General features: G+C 55.7%; 18 protein-coding genes. 6 read left to right on the top strand and 12 right to left on the bottom strand.

The features are described from left to right. Positions 1-20: 20 nt before the first annotated feature. From PGS10_RS07300 to PGS10_RS07310, 3 genes are read right to left on the bottom strand one after another with little or no spacing between them, the layout of a single operon-like run. Positions 21-1,211 (bottom strand): glycoside hydrolase family 88 protein, encoded by a 1,191-nt coding sequence (locus PGS10_RS07300; RefSeq protein ID WP_316422660.1) that lies wholly within the window; start codon positions 1,209-1,211, stop codon positions 21-23. Positions 1,212-1,224: 13 nt separating this feature from the next. After that, positions 1,225-2,505: an oligosaccharide MFS transporter gene (locus tag PGS10_RS07305; RefSeq protein WP_015369698.1), complete on the bottom strand. Its 1,281-nt coding sequence runs from the start codon at positions 2,503-2,505 to the stop codon at positions 1,225-1,227. Continuing rightward, positions 2,502-4,340: a DUF2264 domain-containing protein gene (locus PGS10_RS07310; RefSeq protein ID WP_316422661.1), complete on the bottom strand. Its 1,839-nt coding sequence runs from the start codon at positions 4,338-4,340 to the stop codon at positions 2,502-2,504. Before PGS10_RS07310 ends, PGS10_RS07305 begins: the two co-directional genes overlap by 4 nt. A 229-nt stretch (positions 4,341-4,569) precedes the next feature. Between PGS10_RS07310 and PGS10_RS07315 the strand changes: the two genes are divergently transcribed. After that, positions 4,570-5,424: an AraC family transcriptional regulator gene (locus PGS10_RS07315; RefSeq protein WP_316422662.1), complete on the top strand. Its 855-nt coding sequence runs from the start codon at positions 4,570-4,572 to the stop codon at positions 5,422-5,424. A gap of 1 nt (position 5,425) precedes the next feature. Here PGS10_RS07315 and PGS10_RS07320 read toward each other — a convergent pair whose 3' ends face one another. The 4 genes from PGS10_RS07320 to PGS10_RS07335 all read right to left on the bottom strand — a co-directional run bounded on the left by PGS10_RS07320 (position 5,426) and on the right by PGS10_RS07335 (position 9,020). After that, positions 5,426-6,835 carry a purine-cytosine permease family protein gene (locus tag PGS10_RS07320; protein ID WP_047042982.1) on the bottom strand — a complete coding sequence of 470 codons (1,410 nt, stop codon included), beginning with the start codon at positions 6,833-6,835 and terminating at the stop codon, positions 5,426-5,428. Positions 6,836-7,179: 344 nt separating this feature from the next. Further along, on the bottom strand, positions 7,180-7,605 hold the full coding sequence (locus PGS10_RS07325; RefSeq protein WP_410477087.1) for a YidB family protein: 426 nt from the start codon (positions 7,603-7,605) through the stop codon (positions 7,180-7,182). Positions 7,606-7,619: 14 nt separating this feature from the next. Next, a complete protein-coding gene (lysM, locus tag PGS10_RS07330) occupies positions 7,620-8,069 on the bottom strand; it encodes a peptidoglycan-binding protein LysM (RefSeq protein WP_015369692.1) in 450 nt (149 codons plus the stop codon). A gap of 54 nt (positions 8,070-8,123) precedes the next feature. After that, complete coding sequence (locus PGS10_RS07335) at positions 8,124-9,020, bottom strand: LysR family transcriptional regulator (RefSeq protein WP_032712524.1); 897 nt, start codon at positions 9,018-9,020, stop codon at positions 8,124-8,126. A 98-nt stretch (positions 9,021-9,118) separates the two neighbouring features. Here PGS10_RS07335 and PGS10_RS07340 point away from each other — a divergent pair, with 98 nt between their 5' ends. Next, positions 9,119-9,721, top strand: a complete 603-nt coding sequence (locus tag PGS10_RS07340; RefSeq protein WP_316422664.1) for a short chain dehydrogenase — start codon at positions 9,119-9,121, stop codon at positions 9,719-9,721. A 549-nt stretch (positions 9,722-10,270) separates the two neighbouring features. Next, entirely contained in the window at positions 10,271-11,674 is a 1,404-nt protein-coding gene (locus tag PGS10_RS07345) for a purine-cytosine permease family protein (protein WP_316422665.1), read from the top strand. 41 nt (positions 11,675-11,715) lie between these two features. Here the strand turns inward: PGS10_RS07345 and argE are convergent, their stop codons facing one another. The 5 genes from argE to PGS10_RS07370 all read right to left on the bottom strand — a co-directional run bounded on the left by argE (position 11,716) and on the right by PGS10_RS07370 (position 16,497). After that, positions 11,716-12,864, bottom strand: a complete 1,149-nt coding sequence (argE, locus tag PGS10_RS07350; protein ID WP_316422666.1) for an acetylornithine deacetylase — start codon at positions 12,862-12,864, stop codon at positions 11,716-11,718. Beyond that, complete coding sequence (locus tag PGS10_RS07355) at positions 12,857-13,531, bottom strand: DUF1028 domain-containing protein (RefSeq protein ID WP_047065646.1); 675 nt, start codon at positions 13,529-13,531, stop codon at positions 12,857-12,859. The genes argE and PGS10_RS07355 overlap by 8 nt, the downstream gene beginning before the upstream one ends. 9 nt (positions 13,532-13,540) lie before the next feature. Next, on the bottom strand, positions 13,541-13,963 hold the full coding sequence (locus tag PGS10_RS07360) for a RidA family protein (protein ID WP_047042999.1): 423 nt from the start codon (positions 13,961-13,963) through the stop codon (positions 13,541-13,543). A 28-nt stretch (positions 13,964-13,991) separates the two neighbouring features. Next, a complete protein-coding gene (locus PGS10_RS07365; RefSeq protein ID WP_316422667.1) occupies positions 13,992-15,257 on the bottom strand; it encodes a flavin-containing monooxygenase in 1,266 nt (421 codons plus the stop codon). A 310-nt stretch (positions 15,258-15,567) separates the two neighbouring features. Next, on the bottom strand, positions 15,568-16,497 hold the full coding sequence (locus PGS10_RS07370) for a LysR substrate-binding domain-containing protein (RefSeq protein WP_015703484.1): 930 nt from the start codon (positions 16,495-16,497) through the stop codon (positions 15,568-15,570). Between the two features lie 631 nt (positions 16,498-17,128). Here PGS10_RS07370 and PGS10_RS07375 point away from each other — a divergent pair. The 3 genes from PGS10_RS07375 (at position 17,129) to PGS10_RS07385 (ending at position 20,437) form a co-directional block, all read left to right on the top strand. Then, positions 17,129-18,622 carry an aldehyde dehydrogenase gene (locus PGS10_RS07375; RefSeq protein WP_063416529.1) on the top strand — a complete coding sequence of 498 codons (1,494 nt, stop codon included), beginning with the start codon at positions 17,129-17,131 and terminating at the stop codon, positions 18,620-18,622. A 48-nt stretch (positions 18,623-18,670) separates the two neighbouring features. After that, positions 18,671-20,053 (top strand): aspartate aminotransferase family protein, encoded by a 1,383-nt coding sequence (locus tag PGS10_RS07380; protein WP_316422668.1) that lies wholly within the window; start codon positions 18,671-18,673, stop codon positions 20,051-20,053. Between the two features lie 195 nt (positions 20,054-20,248). Next, positions 20,249-20,437: a hypothetical protein gene (locus PGS10_RS07385; protein ID WP_047078357.1), complete on the top strand. Its 189-nt coding sequence runs from the start codon at positions 20,249-20,251 to the stop codon at positions 20,435-20,437. The last annotated feature ends 36 nt before the right edge of the window (positions 20,438-20,473 follow it).

Genomic DNA, 20,473 nt, shown 5'->3' on the forward strand with positions numbered 1-20,473 from the left:
CGTTCTCCATTCCTTGAGGATTACCAGTACGGGTACCAAATCTGTCGCAGCCGCGCCAGCAGCTCAAGATAGAAATAGTCACCCCAGCTACAGCACTGATCGACGCCCTTTCCGCTGCCCATATGATAAACCGAGTGCTGCAGCAGCCCTTCGGTAGGGTCATCGTCGTGGGCCAGGTAGTTGTCGGTCAGCGATAGCGCAATGCGTAGCGCCATCTCTTCGTAATACGCGCGGTTGGCGTCGAGCGTTGGCAGCGCCTTGACCAGCTCCAGCAGGCCGCAGGCGGCAATCGCCGCCGCCGAACTGTCGCGCACGGCATCGGTGCCGAGCAGCGCCAGATCCCAATGGCAAACATCATCTTCCGGCAGGCGGTTGAGAAAGTAGTGCGCCAGGCTGCGCGACAGCTCAACCATCTGCTTATCGCCGGTGTGCTGATAGCTCAGGAGGAAACCGTAAATGCCCCACGCCTGGCCGCGCGACCAGCATGAGGTATCGCTGTAGCCCTGATGGGTGTTGCCAAAGCGCGGTTCGCCGGTCTGCACATTCATATAGTAGGTGTGATAAGTCGAGGCATCTTCACGCACGATATAATTCGCCGCCTGTCCGGCATGCGCCGTTGCCGCCTGCGCGTAGCGCGGGTCGCCGGTCTGCTCGCTGGCCCAGTACAGCAGCGGCAGATTCATATTGCAGTCGATGATCATTCGCCCCTGCTGTTCCGGATCGTTTAAGTCGCCCCACGCCTGGATAATTTTGGCCGTCGGGTTAAAACGCTCCATCAGGCGCTCGGCAGCCAGCAGCGCCGACTGGCGAGCGGCCTCATTGCCGGTGAGCCGCCAGGCGCTGATACAGGAGAGCGAATAAAGGAAGCCGAGGTCGTGGGTCGCGGTGTCGATACGCTGCTCAATACGCCGGGCGAACGACGGTAAATAGCGCTCGGCAGCTTCGCGGTAGCGCGCTTTGCCGGTCATCTCCCACGCCAGCCACAGCTGGCCCGGCCAAAAACTGGTGGTCCACTCTACGTTATCGGTACGCGGCCAGATGCCGTTTTCACAGGCTTCGCCGGGGAACTTATCGCCGAAGGCAACGATATTTTTGTCGAGCTTGCGCGTTACGCGAGCCAGCGCGTCTTCCAGCTTCTGGCTCAACGCCAGGCGGTCGACCTGATGCAGTTCTATCGGCCGCAGCGCTTCGGTGATAACAGATTTGGTCATAACAACTCCTGAATTAATGTTTGGCCGGTTCAACCGAGGCGGTATCTAAAGCCGGAGTAAAGGGTCGTGAGGCATCGCGCTTCGATTGGCAGCGCGATAGCGTAAAAGCGGAAATCAGCGTAAACGTCAGGGCGCAGCAGCCCATCAACAGATAGGTATGCTCAAAGCCGATTTTGTCGTACAGGTAACCCGCCGGCGGCGCGACCACAATCGATCCGACATAAATCATCGCCTGGTAACCCAGCAGGTACATCGTGGCGTTAACCCGACGATGGAAGTGTTCGGCGATGTATTTGAAGACCGAAATCAGCAGCAGCGCGATCTCAACGCCGTAAAACGGTTTGATGATGGAGATGACAATCGGGTCGTTGGTCAGGCCGGAGGCAATCAGCCGCGCCCCCACTACGCAGCCGCAGAACAGCAGGCCGCGCTTGGCGCCATAATGGTTCACCAGCCATGGGATAAACATCATCATTACGAACTCCATCCCCGACTGGACGGTACTCAGATAGCCGTACCAGGCGTTGCCCTGCTCTTTGGTGGCAAAGAACGAGACGAAATAGCGCGGGAACTGCTGCTCGGCGATGAACATCATCCACGCCACTCCGGCGACGTAGAGGCTGAACATCCAGAATTTGCGATTTTTCAGCAGCATCAGCACATCGGCAAAGACTATCTTATTCGCGGAAATGACGTTGTTATTGCGCAGTTGTTCATCACCGATTTTGAGGCTAATCAGCACCAGCAGCATCAGTACCGAGGTGCCGCTGCTGAGCAAAAAGTTAGCCAGCGGCGTGAAGTTAAACAGCAGTCCAGAGACCGAAGCCGCCATCGCCCAGCCCAGCGAACCCCACATTCTGATGCGGCCGAACTCCAGCCCGTACAGGCGGCTAAAGCGGTCGGCGTAAGATTCGGAAGCCGCCACCCCGGCGTACCAGCCGAGGCTCAAATACAGCGCGCCGATGATAATCCCCAGTGTCGCGTGGCTTTGCAGCAGCGGCTGGTACACCAGCGCGAAGAACGGCGCCATCAGCGCGGAAATGGCGCAGACAAAATAGAGCAGCCACTTGCTCATGCCGATTTTGTCCATGATGTAGCCGTACACCGGTTTCAGGACCACCGCGAAAACGCCATTAATGGCGAACACGCTGCCGATGGTAATGCTATCGAGGCCTACCTTCTGGCTCAGCCACAGCGCGTACAGGCCAAAACTGGATGACCAGGTGAAGAAGTAGAGAAAAATAAAGGTACTCATTTTGTACTGCGCGGCGCGTACGGATGATGATGTGCTCATAGCGATGCCTCCAGGGCCAGAACGAGCGTCGTTTCTTGTCGTGCCGTCACGAAGCGTACCGCGTCATCGCTAATGAAGGCCTGTGGGCAGTGTTGCGGTTCGAAGTCGGCGGCATTCCCCGCCCATACCGCGCTTACCAGGCAATGCGTCCCCGCATCGAGCTCGCCGCGCAGCACCGGCACCGCCGCGCGTTCGGCGAACAACAGATTGCTGTTCGGCGGCGTCAGCACCGTCTCGCCGCGGCGGGCGTGCGGATGTAAACAGAAAATCGCCGAGATATCGCGGGCGTTGCGTAAGCAGCAGGCGCCGTCACTCTCTTGCGCCTGCGGCAGCGGACGATTCGCCAGGCTAAAGCCGCCTTCCGCGCAATCCAGCGCGCGCTGGGTAGCTATGCGGTGGACGCGCAGTTGCCAGTCGCCCAGCGCCAGTAGCCAGCTATCAATCACCACGTCGCGCCACGGCAGCCAGCGGCTGTAAATAGTGCCATCAGCGGTAACCACCTGCTGGCATTCGCGGCGACCGCGCCAGTAGTTATCCTTTTCGGCCAGCAGCAGCATCGAATCGGGAGCGGCATGGTTCAACCCGTAGCGCCCCCGTTCAATGGTGAAACCAAAGCGGGTGGAGTAGGCAAATTTGCAGTATTTCGCTTCGGTATTAACGAAGTTGTTCAGCTCCAGCTGGCCGGAAGTCAGCATCCACAGGTGATCGGCCTGATGTACCAGCACCTGATCCGCATGGGCTATCGTGTGCTGCGCGGGCAGCGGCGGCAGCGGCAGTTCAGCCGCCTGCCAGAAGGCGTCGCCCTCGCCTAACGCCAGCACCAGCATGGTTTTCAGCCCCCAGTACGGTGAACCCGGCGCGTTGTAATCTTCCGCCATCGCCAGGTTCGGGTAGCTGTAGCCGACGCTCAGTACGCCGTCGCGATCGAACATCGGCTGCTTCAGCCACCAGCGCAGGTGGCGCAATACGATGCCTTTAATCACGCCCGGCGAAAATACCTCCAGCCCGGCGAAGGCCGCCGCGCTCCAGAACGCCGCTTCAGCAAAGCGATAGGTCAGACTACGGCCGAACGGGATCGCCGCGCCGTCATCGGCAAAGAAATGGATGAAGTCAGAGGAGAAACGCGCGGCCCGCTGACGCAGTTTCGCACAGCGCTGCGGATCGACATCGGCCATCAGCTTCGCGTAAATCAGGCCATAGAAATGGAAGCCCATCGAGATGTAATAGTCGCGCGGGCGGCCCGGACCATCCGAATACCAGCCATCGCCGAGGTAATAACGTTCCATGGCGGCAAAATGATCTTCCAGCGCCTGCGGATTGGTCGGCATTCCGCAATAATGAAAGCCAACCTGTACCAGAATCGGAAAGAAGTGCCAGTTATTATCCGGGATATCCTGGGTCTCGCACTGCTTTAACCAGCGCCATAAGTTCTCTTTTTCCGCAGCAGTGAAGTGCGCCAGTACGGTTTCGCCCGCCAGCGCCAGCAATAATCCGTAAGCCGCCATCTCGACAATGCGTTGATCGTAAGGCGCGACTTCGCCCCAGTAATCGGCATGCTGCGGATTGGTGCCGTTTTTTATCGCCTGTAAATAGAAGGAGAAATGCTGCGGCTCGCTGCCGCCAGCCAACAGCGGCGTTACGCCCCACAGCAGACGGGAAAAGGTTTCCATGCTCGCGACCTGCTGGCCGTAGTGAGCGGTGAAGTTCGCTAAATCAATGCGGCTGGCGTCGTTTTTAAAATAAGGCGCTACCGCATTCAGCATTTCATTGACCAGCCGTAGCACCTCTTCCCGGCTTGTCAGTGGGTTATCCAGATGAATATTTTCAGGTTGCACAGGGTCCTCCCGTATAACACGAGGGTAGAGGTAAGTTATTGTTATTAAGCTTTTATCAAGCCACGTGTGCGACGTCTGGATGAAGAGTAACCGCTTTTATTCCCGGCGCTGAGTGAGCAGACTCACAAAATTAAACCGCCATTTCATTTTTGCTGGATTTTGTCGACCGCGCGGAGGATAAATTGCAAATGATGGCGTAAAAATTTAAATCTGTTGTCCTGGAGGCAAAATGGGCGAAGCGCAACTGCTGGAACGTATTACGCTCGATCGGCAGGCCATTTCGTTTAATCGCATGTATACCACCAGCGTGCTTTACTACCACTGGCATCAATGCGTTGAATTGCTTTATATATCCAGCGGCTACGGCATCGTGGTGGTGGATAACCAGCACTACACCGCCCGTCCGGGGCGATTATTTATCTTTCCGCCCTTCCGTTTGCACAAAGTGCAGGTCGATCATAGCGATAAAAATCCTTATCACCGCACCACCATGCACATTGAGCAGTCGGTCGTCGAGAGCGCGCTCAGCGCTTTCCCGCGCCATCAGGCCCAGTTCGCGGCGCTGGCCGCCAGTAATCTGCCGGCGCAAATTTACGACCTCAGCGAGCACGCGGCATTTATCGAAAGGATCCTTGAACAGTTTCAGCGTCTGGAGGATAACGAGCAGACCACCGCCTGCGAGGTGGCGTTTTTGATGATGCAGCTAATGACGTTTCTACCCGAGCAGCCGCAACGCTACCCGCCGCGCCAGCAGACCGTCGCCTCGCGGATTATGAACTGGATCGAAGCCCACTATGCCAGCAAGTTTTCCCTTGACCAGCTGGCTTGCGACCTCGGACTTTCGCGCAGCTACACCTCGCGGGTTTTTCGTCAGCAGACCGGCGGCAATATCCATGAATATTTGCTCACCCGGCGAATAAAACGCAGTTGCGATCTGCTACGTAATAGCGATGAAAGCATTGATGCCATCGCAGTGGCGGTGGGATTTGGCGAGGTGACCTACTTCATTACCTGTTTTAAAAAGATGATGCGCCAGACGCCGCTGCAGTACCGTAAGGCCAGCCAGCGGCACTCCGCTTTATAACTTAATCCATCGCCTGCTTGAGGCCAACCTGACGGCGACGCCAGGCGCTATCGCGGCTCGCCAGCCAGTAGTACAGCGGCGAGGTCACCAGCAGGCCGACCAGCCAGGAGAGATCGGCGCCGTTAAACCACGCCGAGACCGGGCCAACGTACAGCGGGGTATTCATAAATGGGATCTGCACCAGGATGCCGATGGCGTAGGCCAGCAGCGCGTGCGGGTTGTAACGGCCATAGATACCGCCATCCACCTGAAATATCGAGTTAATATCGTAGTTGCCTTTGTGAATGGCGTAGAAGTCGATCAGGTTAATCGCGGTCCACGGCACCAGCACCACCAGCAGGGCCAGAACCAGATCGATAAAGTGGCTGATAAAGTCCGCCGAGGCGAAGATCGCCGCCGCCACGCAGCAAATAAGCACGATGACCGACAGCAGGGCGCGGCTACGACTGCCGGGGATCCAGCGCCACAGGAAGGTCTGCACCAGGGTTATCACCGACATCACCGCGCCATACAGATTAAGCGCGTTATGGCTGATGACACTCAGCAGGAACAGCACCAGCATCAACGGGCCTATCGCGCCGGTCGCCAGCTTTACCGCATCCATGGTTTCCAGCCCCACCGGCGTTGCCAGCACCGCTACCGCGCCAAAAATAAACGACAGACTGGAACCGAGCGTCGAGCCAAGGTAGGTGGTCCAGAACGTCGCGGCGACGGGCACATCCGCCGGCAGGTAGCGCGAATAATCAGAAACATACGGGGCGAAGGCAATCTGCCACAGCGCCGCCAGCGACACGGTGGCCAGCCAGCCCGAGAAGGAAAAACCGCCGCGAGTTAAGAAATCGGCGGTATGCAGATGAGTGAAGATGTAGCCAAAGCCGACCATAATGCCGATGCCCAGCACCCAGGTGCCGATCCGGTTGAGAATATGAATACATCGGTAGCCGATGATGCCAATCACGCAGGATCCCACCGCGCCGATCGCAATCCCCACCGGTAGCGGAACCGCGGGAGCGATGCCGTGCAGCGACTGCCCGGCCAGCACGATGTTCGAGGCAAAGAAACCGACGTACATCACCCCGGCGATCGCCACCACCAGCAGCGAACCAAAAGATCCAAACTGCGCGCGGCTCTGGATCATCTGCGGGATCCCCATCTGCGGCCCTTGCGCCGAGTGCAGCGCCATCAGCGCCCCGCCAACCAGATGGCCGACTAAAATCGCAGCGATCCCCCACAGCAGATTCAGGTGAAAGATCTGTACCCCCAGGGCGCCTGTGACGATCGGCAGCGGCGCGATGTTGCCGCCAAACCACAGGGTAAAGAGATCGCGGGTTTTACCGTGGCGATCTTCTGGCGGAATATAGCCAATAGTGTGCTTCTCAATAAGCGGCGGCGATGATTCTTTGGTCGGCATAGCATTCTCCAAAGTCAGGAACCATTAATAATGGTTGTGATGTGCAGGTGTTTTTATGTTTTGGAGATAATGCGCATTATTTAGCGAAAGGGTAAATTACTTTGTTTATGGCTACAGAAAATAAAAAAACTAATTAGCCCGGCAGTACGCCGATAAATATCATAAAATTTTATCATAACCGTTCCGGTAAGATAAAATAATGATATTTTCAACGCAGCGGTAAATTGTCAATTAGGAATACAGAATAAATAATCGTGATGAGATGAATTTATGGCTGATAATAAAATACGGGCCGCTATTCAGGCCCGTATTATGTGATAAGTTAAAACTCAAACGGCTAGCGCTTAACTAAAAAACTTACCTTTCAGTAGATTAAGTCCTGCGGAGACCGGGTCGCCCTGGGCCGGCGCTTCGCCCTGCGGCGACAGGCCATCGACGATTTTTGGCAGGTATTCCGCAATCAGCGATGAGGCGGTTTGCGAATCAACGCCCAGTTTGGCGCCGAGTTCCTGCAGGGCAGGCGAGCCGAATACCGAGGTAATCTGATCGCTGTTCACCGACATATTACTCTGCTGGCTAAGCCACGACTCGACGATTTCACCTAAGCCGCCGCTGCGGAATTTTTCCAGGATTCCCTGGATACCGCCCTGCTGTTCAATCCAGGTCATGATCGCCTGAAGTTGTTCAGCTTTGCCAGCCTGCCCGCCAAGCACGCCGCCGATTTGATCTAATAATCCCATTACAATCTCCATCAAAACGTTGCTATTAATCCCTGATTCACGGCTTACTTCGCCGGGATAATCAGCACCTGCCCCGGATAGATCTTATCGGGATGCTTCAGCATCGGTTTATTGGCTTCAAAAATACGCTGATAGTCATTGGCGGAGCCATACATCGCTTTCGAGATGGCGCTGAGGGTATCACCGGATTTAACCGTATAGTAACGGCTTTCCGCCCCGCTCTGCGTTACAGTAACGCTATCGTTGACCTGGCCAATCCCGGTTACGTTACCTACCGCCACCAGAATTTTTTCCTTATCTTCCTGTGAACCGACATCGCCTGTTACCGTCGCGGTACCATCGTCCGCTACGGCAATATTGACCTTTTCGGCACCAGGCAGGTTAAGACTATCAATATGTTTTTTCAGCTTGTCGGCCTGATCTTCCTTGCTGGAGCCGGACACGGCATCCCAGATCTTCTCGCCCGCTTCTTTCACAAAACTTAATAATCCCATCTATCCATACCTCCATTACTGTTTCACGATGAATGCTTTCATCAGACACGATAATCATAGCTTATAAATACCGTTCACTTCCTTTAACAAATGCTCGACGAAGCGGGTAAGTTTCGGTAAGGGGCGCAGATCCTGGCGCCACAGCAGGTGTATCGGCCTCGGTTCCGGGGTGTAATTTTGCAAAATACGCACCAGTCGGCCATTGGCTAAATCTTCCGCCAGCAGCACTTCCGGCTGCAATAACAGCCCGGCGCCGGCCACCGCCGCCATACGCAGCGCGTAGCCATCGTTGCAGCGCAGCACCGCGTCGCGCTTCCAGCGTACCTCTTCCGCAGCGCCCGGCAGCCGCCACTCGTTGCGCGCGGTCCACACCGTATGCGAAAGACACTGATGTCCGGCTAAATCAGCGGGCGTCTGCGGCGTGCCGTGGCGCGCCAGATAATCCGGCGCCGCGCAGATCGCCATGCGATAGGGGGCGAGATACTTCGCCACCAGATCGGTACGCTGGATGTCGCCGATACGAATCGCCAGATCGATTCCCTCATCCACCAGGTCCACCATGCGGTTTGTCAAATCAAGCTCGACGCGTACCTCCGGCCAGGCCTGCAGAAAGGAGGCGGTCAGCGGCGCGATAATGCTGGCGCCGAAAGAAACCGGCGCGCTCACCCGTAGCGTACCGGCAGGGGCCAGCCGTAACCGTTCAACCGAACGCTCGGCATTCGCCACCTGCTCCAGTACCCGCCGCGCCTCATCAAAATAGACTCGCCCTGCATCGGTCAGGCTTTGCCGACGGGTATTTCGCTCCAGCAGGCGGGTGCCGAGCTGGCCTTCAATTAAGGCGATATATTTGCCGACCATCACCGCCGACATCTCAAGGCGCGTCGCCGCGCCGGTAAAACTGCCGCACTCTACCACCGCGACAAACGTTTCCATTCCACGCAGCTTGTCCATATTACAAACCTCTGGTTAGTAATCATCTAACTTTTAGCCAGTTTATCCGACAATCGATTAATTAAAGAATAGAGGCTCACTTCACTGAGGAGTTTGCGATGAAAATTATCGTTATTGGCGCCAGCGGTACCGTTGGCCGCGCGGTTGCGGAAGAACTGAGCCGCCAGCATGAAGTTATCCGCGTTGGCCGCACCCACGGCGACGAGCAGGTTGATATCACCTCGCAGCACAGCGTGCAGGCGCTGTTCGAGAAAATTGGCCCGGTCGATGCCATTGTCTCAGCAGCCGGCAGCTTATACTTTGGCCCGCTAAGCACGATGACCGACCGCGATTTTGACCAGGGACTGCAGGATAAACTGTTGGGGCAGATTCGCCTCGCCCTCACCGGCCAGCATTATCTTAACGATGGCGGCTCCATCACCCTTATCAGCGGCATCGTCGCCGATGAACCGATCGCTCAAGGGGTGAATGCCACCACCGTCAATGCCGGACTGGCGGGTTTCGTTCGCTCCGCCGCCTGCGAATTACCGCGCGGGATCCGCATTAACCTGATAAGCCCCACCGTGCTCAGTGAGTCTGTCGAGACCTATGATGGTTTCTTCCCCGGTTTCGCCAGCGTACCGGCCGCAGCGGTGGCGCAGGCCTATCGCCGCAGCGTCGAAGGGATCCAAAGCGGGCGGGTTTATAAAGTCGGTTATTAATTATTTTCGGGCAGGATGTCGTATTCCTGCCCTTATATTAAATATCTGTTGGTTATTGTGAAGCGCCTCGCATAACGCACTTCACCCTGTTATTTGTGCGCCTTTAGGATACACCACACGATAATACTAATGTCATGATGTATCAGCTAATTATTTTATTTCCCCATTATTTTATCGGGCCAAGCTCCTATCTCATTAGACCATAATAAAAACAGGGAATTGTTATTTCTCTCTACGGTTCATCATTCTAATCTCCTCGCAATATGGCAGAGTTTTATCTGCCCGATAAAAAACCATCAGCGGGTTTGCCAGTAAAAAATTAAGCACAAAGCATAAAACTCTAAAAATAGCGCAACGCACAGATGCAGCGTTTTTCCAGCGCCGGGTAAAGCATTTTTTTTATATCCAGCACCGATATTTTTTGTCATTTCGCAAATGATACGGAGTTGTAAAAATGGTGAATGAAATGTTGTGATGAGTAGATTAGCTGTACTCCTCATTGAAATATCACTCTTACGCTGATGAAGACCAAAATAATGAGAGAGCACCATGACAAAACATCAATCTGTTAATGTCGAGAATCTTGAAAGTAATACCATCAGACCTATCCCCTTAAATATGCGCCACGGCAAACCAGGCGATCTTTTTACCATTTGGTTTGGCTCCAACATTATGCTGTTAACGGTCATCACCGGCGCGATGTCGGTGACGATTTTCCACCTTTCCTTTTTATGGTCAGTGATTGCGCTATTTATCGGCAGCCTGGTCGGCGGGCTCTTTATGGCGCTGCATTCGGCGCAGGGGCCAAAACTCGGGGTACCGCAAATGGTCCAGACCAAGGGGCAATTTGGCTCCTATGGTTCGGTACTGGTGGTCTCCATCGTCGTACTGATGTATATCGGCTTTACCGCCTCCAGTCTGGTGCTCGGCGGGCAGTCGATGCACGCGATTTATCAGCCGATGAACTCGGACATCGGGATTATCGTGGTCGGCGCGCTAAGCCTGTTCGCCACCATCTTTGGCTATAAGATCATCCACTCCTACGCGCGGATCATGTCGTGGATTTCCGGCATCGTACTGGCGGCAACCTTCGTGTGGATAGTCTTCATCCATGGCCTGCCGGGCGACTTTGTCGACCGCGGCGGCTTCAACATCGTCGGCTTTCTCGGCGCCGTCTCTATCGCCGCGCTCTGGCAGCTGGCCTATGCGCCGTATGTCTCTGACTATTCCCGCTATATGCCCTACAGCACCAACGATAAAAGCATCTTTTACGCCAGCTATTTTGGCTGCATTCTCGGCTCCTATCTGCCGATGGTGCTCGGGGTGCTGGTGGCGATTTGTATCGGTAATGACGATATCATTCAAGGGATTATGGATCTGACCGGCAGCATGGGGGCGATAGTGATTATCGTACTGGCGCTGGGGATCGCCGCCACCAACTCGATGATGCTGTACTGCGGCGTACTCTGTACCCTGACGCTCGGCCAGACTTTTATCGATGGCTGGTCGCCGATGGCGCGGGCACGCATTATCACCGCTATTTTGACCATGCTGCTGGAGATATTCCTCGCTATCTATGGCCAGGAAAATTTCCTGCTAATCTACACCAACTTTATTACCGTGCTGTTGTATGTGCTGGTGCCGTGGACGGCGATTAATCTGGTCGATTATTATTTAGTGGCCCACGGCGAATATCACGTTGAATCGTTCTTTAAACGCGACGGCGGTATTTACGGTTACTTTAATGCAACGGCGATATCCTGCTATATCCTCGGTATTCTGGTAGAAGTACCGTTTATGTCGACCTCAATTTATACCGGGCCAATCGCCCTCTCCTTCGGCGGCGCGGATCTCTCCTGGATTGTGGGTTTATTGGTGGTCTCGCCGGTCTATTATTATTTCTCGAAAGCGAAGAGTGTTAAAAGCATGGCTTTTGCAAAAGAGAAGGTTTAAGGCCTACAAGAAAGCGCGCCGCCTTCGCGGCGCGCCGGCGTTTAAGCTGACATCCAGCGGCAGAGATTTTTCAACATCTGCTCGCACTTTTCCAACTGCGCCTCGCTAACAAACTCATCCGCCTTATGCCCCTGCTCCATGCTCCCCGGGCCACAAACAAGCGTGGCCACGCCGGCCTCATCAAACAATCCGCCTTCGGTGCCAAAAGCGACCGTTGAAAAATCCTCGCATTCGGCCCACTGCGCCAGCCAGCCGGCGAACGCCGACTGCGGGTCGCTCAGCAGGCCGGGATACTGGCTGAGCGGTTGAAAGGTAATAGCCGATTCCGCCGCCGTCGCGCGCATTTTTGGCAACAGCTCGCCTTCGGCATACGCCTGCAGCGAGGCCAGCGCATCATCGACCGACACATCCGGTAAATGGCGAATTTCAAAATCGAACTGACAGTGCTGCGGTACAATATTCAACGCCGCGCCGCCCTTAATTACCCCCACCTGCAGGGTGCTGAAAGGCGGATCGAAACGCGTATCCTGGCGAAGCGCAAGCTGCTCGCCCAGCTCCTCCAGGCGGCCAATCAGCTTTGCCGCCCAGGCAATCGCATTCACGCCATCGGGCGCGTAAGCGGAGTGGCAAGCGTGGCCGTGAACATCGCAGCGCATCGCCAGCTTCCCCTTGTGACCATATACCGGGCGCATCTCCGTCGGCTCGCCGATAATGCACATCGCCGGTTTCTCTGCCGACGCCTGCAGATGGGCGACCAGGCTGCGTACGCCAAGACATCCCACCTCTTCATCGTAGGAAAAAGCCAGGTGCAGCGGCATGCGTAGCGGTTGGGCGAGAAATTCAGGAATGGTGGCCAGTACGCAGGCGAGGAAGCCTTTCATATCGGCACTACCGCGGCCGTAGCAGCGGCCATCGCGTTGCGTGAGGGCAAAAGGGGGAACCGTCCATGGCTGGCCGTCAACCGGCACCACATCGGTATGGCCGGAGAGCATAACGCCGCCGGGCCCCGCAGGGCCCAGTCGTGCATAGAGATTAGCTTTTCTCCCTTGCGCATCATAAAAGCGCTGCGTTTCGATTGCGAAGCCGTGGAGATAATCGGCAATATCGTCGATCATCGCCAGGTTCGATTCGCGGCTGGTGGTGTCAAACGCCAGCAGCCGCGCCAGAATATCCTGTAATCGACTATTCATCGCCGGGTACTCCGTAACTGGGAGCCTCCCGCGGGTCGAGGGCGCGCGTCACGTAAGCCTGCATTTGCGGTTCATAGGCCTGCCACAGCGCCGCCAGCTCGCCAATCGGGTCCGTTTCACTCCAGTCGACGCGCAGATCCACCAGCGGCCAGGAGTAATCATCTACCACTTTCACCGCAGCCGAATGGACCGGACCGGCCTCGCCGCCCTGAGCGACGCCAGCCTGTAGCGCGGCAACCAGCCGCGTCGCCAGCTCGCCTTCGGTTTGCGAAAACGTTGCCGCCATCGCGGCAATCACCGCTTCCGACGCCAGCATATTACCGCCGGCGATACAGTTATCGCCCTGCACAACATGCCAGGTCCCCAGCGTTTTATCGCCGCTGAACCACGCGGTCTGGCCGCTGGCGTCGATGGCGATAATCTGCCGATAGCGGCTAAAGTCGTCTTCCGCCAGCGCCCGACGCATCGCTTTCTCCGCCGTCAGCCCCTGCTCCATCTGCGCCAGAGTGAGTTGCCCCAGCGCCGGTAAGGTAATGTTCTGGCTCGATACCGCCCCTACCCCCGCCTGCAGCCACGGACAGCGGGCGCCGACGGCAATGCTTGAAGAGCTGATCGCGATACCAAACTGCCCGCTTTCCGGGCAGCGTGCGGCAATCGAAAATGTCATTCTGCCTCCTTATTTCGCCGCGTCATCAGGGATGACGGCGATTACATCGATCTCCATTAGCCACTGCGGCTGCGCCAGCGCGGAAATCACCAGCCCGGTGGAGATCGGGAACACGCCTTTTAACCACTTGCCTACCTCCTGATAGACCGGTTCGCGATAGCGCGGGTCGATAATATAGGTGGTCGTTTTCACGATATGCGACAGGTCGCTCCCCGCCTCTTCCAGCAGCTGTTTGACGTTTTTCATCGCCTGTTCCGCCTGCGCTCTCGGGTCGCCAAGGCCCACCAGATTACCTTCAAAATCCGTCCCGACCTGGCCGCGAACGTAGACGGTATTACCGGCGCGTACCGCCTGACATAAGTCATTGTCCAGCGTCTGATTAGGGTATGTCTCTTTGGTATTGAACATCCGAATACGAGTATGGGTCGGCATAAGGGTTATCCTGTTCAGTAAGTCATGATTAACGCTGGCTGGCGTCTTTGTACTGGCTATATTTACGGCGGGTGGCGATATGGTCGGCGATATGCTTCGCGTCGTGCCAGACGCCCCAGATAAAGGTTGATCCCCGGCGCGATAACCACGGCAGGCCAAGGAAGTAGACGCCCGGCTCGCTGGAGACGCCGCGCTGATGCTGAGGGCGACCCTGTTCGTTGAAAGCGTTGACGTTGAGCCAGCTGTAGTCCACCGCATAGCCGGTAGCCCAGATAATGGTGTTAATCCCCGCCTGCGCCAGATCGAGCGACAGGATCGGCGACGTCATGCAGTCCGGGTCCGCTAAGAATTGCCGTGCGGCGGACTCTTCCGGTAAATCCAGGCCATTGGCGGCGATGTAAGCATCGGCGGCGTCCAGCAGCGCCAGATAGTTTTCATCGCCGAGGCGAATGTTTTCGACGAGATTATTTTTAAAGGAGACGGTTCCCCCGGCGAAGGATTCGGTGAGACCAACCAGCGTGATACCACGATGCGCCAGCTCGCGGAAATCAACCGTGTGGCCGCCGTGCGCGCCGCTAACCGCGATGGTGACGTGCTCTTTACCGGGTTCGCTGGCCGGGGCATCCCACAGGCCTAATACCCCCAGCCACCAGCAGAAATCCCGGTTACGATAGGCGCGCGGCGGGCGGTCATGGGCGCCGACCGACAGATAAACCTTGCGGCCCGCGCGCTGCAGTTCATCGGCGATTTGCACGCCGGACGAGCCCGCGCCCACCACCAGCACCGCGCCTTCCGGCAGTTGCTGCGGGTTGTAATATTTCGCCGAATGAATTTGATGGATGGCGCTGTCGCGCGGAGCGATCGGCGGGATAACCGGCTTCTGGAACGGCCCGGTCGCCGCGACAATATTCAGCGCTTCAATCACGCCGTCGGTGGTTTCAATGGTAAACCCCGGACGCCCGTGGTTACGCACCGCACTTTTGACTTCCACGCCGGTACGGACCGGAAGATTAAACTCGCGCACATAATCGACAAAGTATTGCGCAACATCATCCTTGGCAATAAAGGCATCGGGGTCGCCGCCTTTAAACTCCATGCCCGGAAAACGGTCATGCCACGCCGGGCCGTTCGCCACCAGCGAATCCCAGCGGCCGGTACGCCAGGCTTCGGCAATGCGATTCTTTTCCACGACCAGATGCGAAATACCCTGTTTGCTCAGGTGCTCGCTCATGGCGATACCGGCCTGCCCCCCACCAACAACCAGCGTCTCGATTTGTATTTTTTCTACGGTCATAAATATGTCCTTCGGTGATGTTCTGCTCATGACCGAGGTTAATAAACCGTTATGCGCAGGTAAATTATTATAAATTTAGCACCTGAGAATAAAATAATGATGCAGCGGATTCGCCCCGCCGCCAGGCCATTTCCGCCACACTAATACGCAGTATTTATTTTTCAGGCATGAGATTTTGAAAGGAAAAACAACCATGACTTTCGAGGCTCATAAAAATATCGTCAGAGCTTCGTTTTTTTATAGGCAATAAAACGCAGAAAATACCACATGAATATATTTACCCGCGCTAATGGCGGGTAAATTTGCTCATTCAGGCGACTTTCACTTCTTGCTGCGGCGGGCTTAATACCGCGTTGCGGCAATACTCCATAAACAGTTTGGTCGGTTTGGTCGGTTCGCTACTGCGCAGATGGGCCATCACCAGCGCGGAATTCGCCATTTCATCCTGAATCTCCACACAGCGTACCTGCTGGCCGTCATAGGTCATGTCGTTCACCGGACGCGTCACCAGCACCGAGAAGCCCAGCCCCTGGCCAACCATGCAGCGCACCATCTCAATCGACGGCGAACTGTAGGCCACCTGCGGGTTGTAGCCCTTATCTTTGAAAATGCTGATGAAGTAGTTTTTGCTCGGTACCACATCCAACAGGATCATTGGCAGATTGCTCAGCTCGGACAGCCGCACGGCGTGCCGCTGGGCCAGGGGATGATCCGCCGGTAACAGCGCATAGGGCTTCTGCGGCGCGTTGAGGCTCTCGGTATAAATCGAGGTATCCAGTTCGAGATCATAGAGAAAAGCCAGGTCAAAACGCCCGCGGTGCAGGCCGTGTGCAATCTCATGCTGCTCGCCGTCGTAAATTTTAATGGTGATTTCCGGATAAATTTTCTTAAATCCGGCCATCAACGACGGCATATACAGCGGCGCGGCGGTCTCGAAACAGCCGATGGAAATAATCCCGGAGACCAGCTCATTATCGGCCTTCGAGTTTTGTTCAAATTGATAAGAGAGCCGCAGCAGTTCTTTGGCTTTTTCATAAAAACGCTGTCCGCTCGGGGTCATTGATACCCCCTGGGCGTGGTGGCGAATAAAAAACTGCTGTTCAAACATATCTTCCAGCGTCTTCACGGCGATGGAAATCGACGGCTGCGCGATATGCAGCTGGCGTGAGGCTTCAGCAATACTTTCCGCCTCGACGACGGCAACAAAGTATTTGAGCTGTTTCAGGGTGAAATGGGGCATGTGATACCTTATTTTTTTATCATCAAGGAGGCAGGCTGGTTAGCTTTAAACGATGAACACCCTGGCCTGCAACCCTCTGCCGTGAAAAAGATCAACAATCCGACAGCGATCAGATTTTTACAGAAAATTAACAGATACCTGGCGAGAAAATTGCGAGCGCCGGAGGATAATACTTCGGCCAGTATAAGCAGGATGAGAAAAAACAAGGCATATAACTACCTTATATTACAAGACATTAATCTCGCTTTAATTCACAGAAACGCGCTAACGGGCTTGCCCGTCTCACCGTGATTCATTTTGTCATGAGTATTGTTTTTATTATCAATAATTAAATCTAAGAATATTAAATGTTGCTAACGACATGTTCAGCTCGCCGACGCCGAAAATTAGCGGAAAACAAAAACTCTTTGAATTACAGCTTATTGAAAAATCGCACGTCCCCGTTATTTGAGCGCCATCACAGCGCACGACCTCCCGCCCTGGATCACAGAAAATCGCCAATCCTGGCTAACAACGATTTTTATAGAGGTTGCCTAGATTTTTAGTCCTTTCTCGCCGCATTGCCCTCCTGCATCATGAACTCAAAGAAACAAATAAATAACAATTGCGCAACATGCGAAGGAGAAGGTTCATGTCTGATAGAAACTTTTGGCAGCGCAGGCTGCAGGAGCAGCGCTTTATCAGCCACGCCATTATCGATGGTCGACCGTACGTCGCGAAAAGCCGTAAAACCTGTCCCGCCATTAACCCAGCCAGCAATACGCTGCTGGCGGAAGTCACCTCGCTGCAGACGGAAGATATCGATATCGCCGTCGCCTCCGCGCGTCGCGCTTTTACCTCCGGCGTTTGGTCAGGTCTGGCGCCACAGGAACGTAAACGCGCGTTGCTGCGCCTGTCGGCGCTGATCCTTCAGCATCGCGAAGAGCTGGCGCTGCTGGAGAGCGTCAGCATGGGGAAACCGGTCAACGATGCGCTGAATATTGATGTCCCCGGCGCCGCGCACATCCTCAGCTGGTATGCCGAAAGCGTAGATAAACTCTACGATGAAGTGGCTCCCGCCAGACCCGGCGCGCTGGCGACCATCACCCGCCAGCCCATCGGCGTGGTTGCCGCCATCGTACCGTGGAACTTCCCGCTCGACCTCGCCTCCTGGAAGTTGGGTCCGGCGCTGGCCGCCGGCAATAGCGTGATCCTCAAGCCCTCGGAAAACTCGCCGTTTAGCGCCCTGCGTCTGGGCGAGCTGGCGCTGGAGGCCGGTATTCCGCCAGGCGTGCTTAACGTGGTGACCGGGCTGGGCACCGAAACCGGGAGCGCGCTGGGACTGCATCACGATATCGATGTCATCGCCTTCACCGGCTCAACCGCCGTCGGCAAAGCCTTTATGGCCTATTCGGCCCAGTCCAATCTGAAACAGGTATGGCTGGAGTGCGGCGGCAAGAGCGCCAATATCATTTTCGCCGACAGCCAGGATCTCGATCTGGCCGCTGAAAAAGCAGCCTTCGGCATCTGTTTTAACCAGGGCGAAGTCTGCTCGGCAAACTCCCGCCTGCTGGTTGAGCGCCCGATTTACGCGGCCTTCATCGCCAAACTACAGGAAAAAATGCAGGCCTGGGCTCCGGCGCATCCGTTCGATGCGGATGCCCGCATGGGGGCCATGGTCAGCGCCGCCCATGCCGAAAAAGTGATGGCGGCTATCCGCCGTGCGCAAGACGAGGGCGCAACGCTGCTTACCGGCGGCCGTACGGTGGAAATAGACGGCGTCGCCAACTACGTTCAGCCGACGCTTCTGGCCGACGTAAACGAAGAGATGGCGCTGTGGAAAGAGGAGATTTTTGGTCCGGTGCTGGCGGTTTGCGCCTTCGATAGCGAGAAGGAGGCGGTTCATCTGGCGAATAACCATATCTATGCGCTGGCCGCCTCGCTGTGGACCGACAATCTGCACCGCGCCCATCGCGTCGCCGCGCAGCTGACCGCCGGAACAATCTCGGTAAATACCGTCGACGCGCTGGACGTCACCGTTCCCTTTGGCGGCAACAAGCAGTCGGGCTTTGGCCGCGATCTGTCTCTACATGCCTTTGATAAATTCACCAGCCTCAAAACCACCTGGTTTCAGTTTCGCGAGTAGGCCGCAGCCTGCACCACTTTTTCAGTTCCAGCAGACAGGAGAGACGAAATGACTAATCCAAGCAATCAGAACCGTTCGACGTCCGATTACCAACATTCAGATGCGGCTCACCATATTCACGCCTTCCTGGATCAAAAAGCCCTGAACGCCGAAGGGGCGCGCGTGATGGTACGCGGCGAAGGACTATACCTGTGGGACAATGACGGGAATAAATACCTCGATGGGATGTCCGGCCTGTGGTGTACCCAGTTGGGCTACAGCCGCCAGGATCTGGCGGACGCCGCCGCGGCGCAGTTTGCCAAACTGCCCTATTACAACATGTTCTTCCACACGACCCACCCGGCGGTTATCGAGCTTTCCGAGCTGCTGTTCAGCCTGCTGCCACCGCACTACAGCCACGCTATCTACACCAACTCCGGTTCGGAATCGAATGAAGTGCTGATTCGCACCGTTCGCCGCTACTGGCAGATCCTCGGCAAGCCGGAGAAAAAGGTGATGATTGGCCGCTGGAACGGCTATCACGGCTCCACGCTGGCGGCAAGCGGGCTCGGCGGCATGAAGTTCATGCATGAAATGGGCGGGGTGATCCCGGACGTGGCTCATATCGATGAACCCTACTGGTTTATGCACGGCGGCGACCTGACGCCGCAGGAGTTCGGCCTGCGCTGCGCCCGCCAACTGGAAGAGAAGATCCTGGAACTGGGCGCGGAAAACGTCGCCGGCTTTATCGCCGAACCGTTCCAGGGGGCGGGCGGCATGATCTTCCCGCCGGAAAGCTACTGGCCGGAGATCCAGCGTATCTGCCGGCAATATGACGTGCTGCTGTGCGCCGATGAGGTGATTGGCGGCTTTGGCCGTACCGGCGAGTGGTTTGCGCATCAGTACTTCGGCTTTGAACCGGATACGCTGTCGATTGCCAAGGGGCTAACCTCCGGTTACGTACCGATGGGCGGGCTGGTACTGAGCAAGCGCATGGCCGACGTGCTGGTAGAAAAAGGCGGCGTTTTCCCACACGGCCTGACCTATTCCGGCCACCCGGTGGCGGCCGCGGTGGCGATTGCCAACCTGAAAGCCTTACGCGATGAGAATCATGTCACCCGGGTTCGCACCGATAGCGGCCCCTATCTGCAAAAAACGCTGCGCGAGGTGTTTGAAAACCATCCACTCATTGGCGAGGTACAGGGCGCCGGACTGGTGGCCGCCCTGCAGTTTGCCGAAGATAAAGTGACCCGCAAACGTTTTGCCAACGAGAACGAACTGGCCTGGCGCTGTCGCACCATCGGCTTTGAAGAAGGCGTGATCATCCGCTCGACGCTGGGGCGCATGATCATGGCGCCGGCGCTGATTGCCGGGCATAACGAACTCGATGAACTGGTTGAAAAAACCAAGCGCGCCGTTGACCGCACCGCTAAAGAGATTGGCCTGCTATAAGTCAATTACTTACTGCTTTTGATTATCTTTTAGCGGAGGCCTTCGGCCTCCGTTTTTACCTGCATTCCACTTAGCAGGATTCCGGGTATCAGCAGACCGTCATGAGATGCGCTTTTAGAGCGTCGGCAAAAAAATGTTGATCTGATACGAACAAGCTTTTATTTTGCTGCTAGTTTTCAAACTGAGATGAAACTGATGCCTACTATTATCGCCAGTAGTATGAAAGAAGCTAAAGAATTAGTTAACGCCAGAAAGTACCGGGAAATAGTACTGAATTTCGATGTTGACGCTGATGATTTTTTCACCCTTGCAACAGCGCAGCATGACACCAAAATCACCATTGCAAACAAAAATAGCCACTCACCGGTTACATTAGAAAAATAATAAAACCCCTGAGGAAATCTTTATGTTGTTGTTTAT

Origin of the sequence: Klebsiella sp. 141153 (assembly GCF_032601995.1) — a bacterium.
GTDB lineage: Bacteria > Pseudomonadota > Gammaproteobacteria > Enterobacterales > Enterobacteriaceae > Klebsiella > Klebsiella aerogenes.

What these genes read in the sequence shown, in the direction of transcription:
- PGS10_RS07340 (WP_316422664.1), top strand. Translation starts at nt 9,119, where the DNA reads ATGAAAATTATCGTTATTGGCGCCAGCGGTACCGTTGGCCGCGCGGTT.
- PGS10_RS07300 (WP_316422660.1), bottom strand. Translation starts at nt 1,211, where the DNA reads ATGACCAAATCTGTTATCACCGAAGCGCTGCGGCCGATAGAACTGCAT.
- PGS10_RS07355 (WP_047065646.1), bottom strand. Translation starts at nt 13,531, where the DNA reads ATGACATTTTCGATTGCCGCACGCTGCCCGGAAAGCGGGCAGTTTGGT.
- PGS10_RS07360 (WP_047042999.1), bottom strand. Translation starts at nt 13,963, where the DNA reads ATGCCGACCCATACTCGTATTCGGATGTTCAATACCAAAGAGACATAC.
- PGS10_RS07315 (WP_316422662.1), top strand. Translation starts at nt 4,570, where the DNA reads ATGGGCGAAGCGCAACTGCTGGAACGTATTACGCTCGATCGGCAGGCC.
- lysM (WP_015369692.1), bottom strand. Translation starts at nt 8,069, where the DNA reads ATGGGATTATTAAGTTTTGTGAAAGAAGCGGGCGAGAAGATCTGGGAT.
- argE (WP_316422666.1), bottom strand. Translation starts at nt 12,864, where the DNA reads ATGAATAGTCGATTACAGGATATTCTGGCGCGGCTGCTGGCGTTTGAC.
- PGS10_RS07380 (WP_316422668.1), top strand. Translation starts at nt 18,671, where the DNA reads ATGACTAATCCAAGCAATCAGAACCGTTCGACGTCCGATTACCAACAT.
- PGS10_RS07375 (WP_063416529.1), top strand. Translation starts at nt 17,129, where the DNA reads ATGTCTGATAGAAACTTTTGGCAGCGCAGGCTGCAGGAGCAGCGCTTT.
- PGS10_RS07370 (WP_015703484.1), bottom strand. Translation starts at nt 16,497, where the DNA reads ATGCCCCATTTCACCCTGAAACAGCTCAAATACTTTGTTGCCGTCGTC.
- PGS10_RS07320 (WP_047042982.1), bottom strand. Translation starts at nt 6,835, where the DNA reads ATGCCGACCAAAGAATCATCGCCGCCGCTTATTGAGAAGCACACTATT.
- PGS10_RS07305 (WP_015369698.1), bottom strand. Translation starts at nt 2,505, where the DNA reads ATGAGCACATCATCATCCGTACGCGCCGCGCAGTACAAAATGAGTACC.
- PGS10_RS07365 (WP_316422667.1), bottom strand. Translation starts at nt 15,257, where the DNA reads ATGACCGTAGAAAAAATACAAATCGAGACGCTGGTTGTTGGTGGGGGG.
- PGS10_RS07385 (WP_047078357.1), top strand. Translation starts at nt 20,249, where the DNA reads ATGCCTACTATTATCGCCAGTAGTATGAAAGAAGCTAAAGAATTAGTT.
- PGS10_RS07345 (WP_316422665.1), top strand. Translation starts at nt 10,271, where the DNA reads ATGACAAAACATCAATCTGTTAATGTCGAGAATCTTGAAAGTAATACC.
- PGS10_RS07335 (WP_032712524.1), bottom strand. Translation starts at nt 9,020, where the DNA reads ATGGACAAGCTGCGTGGAATGGAAACGTTTGTCGCGGTGGTAGAGTGC.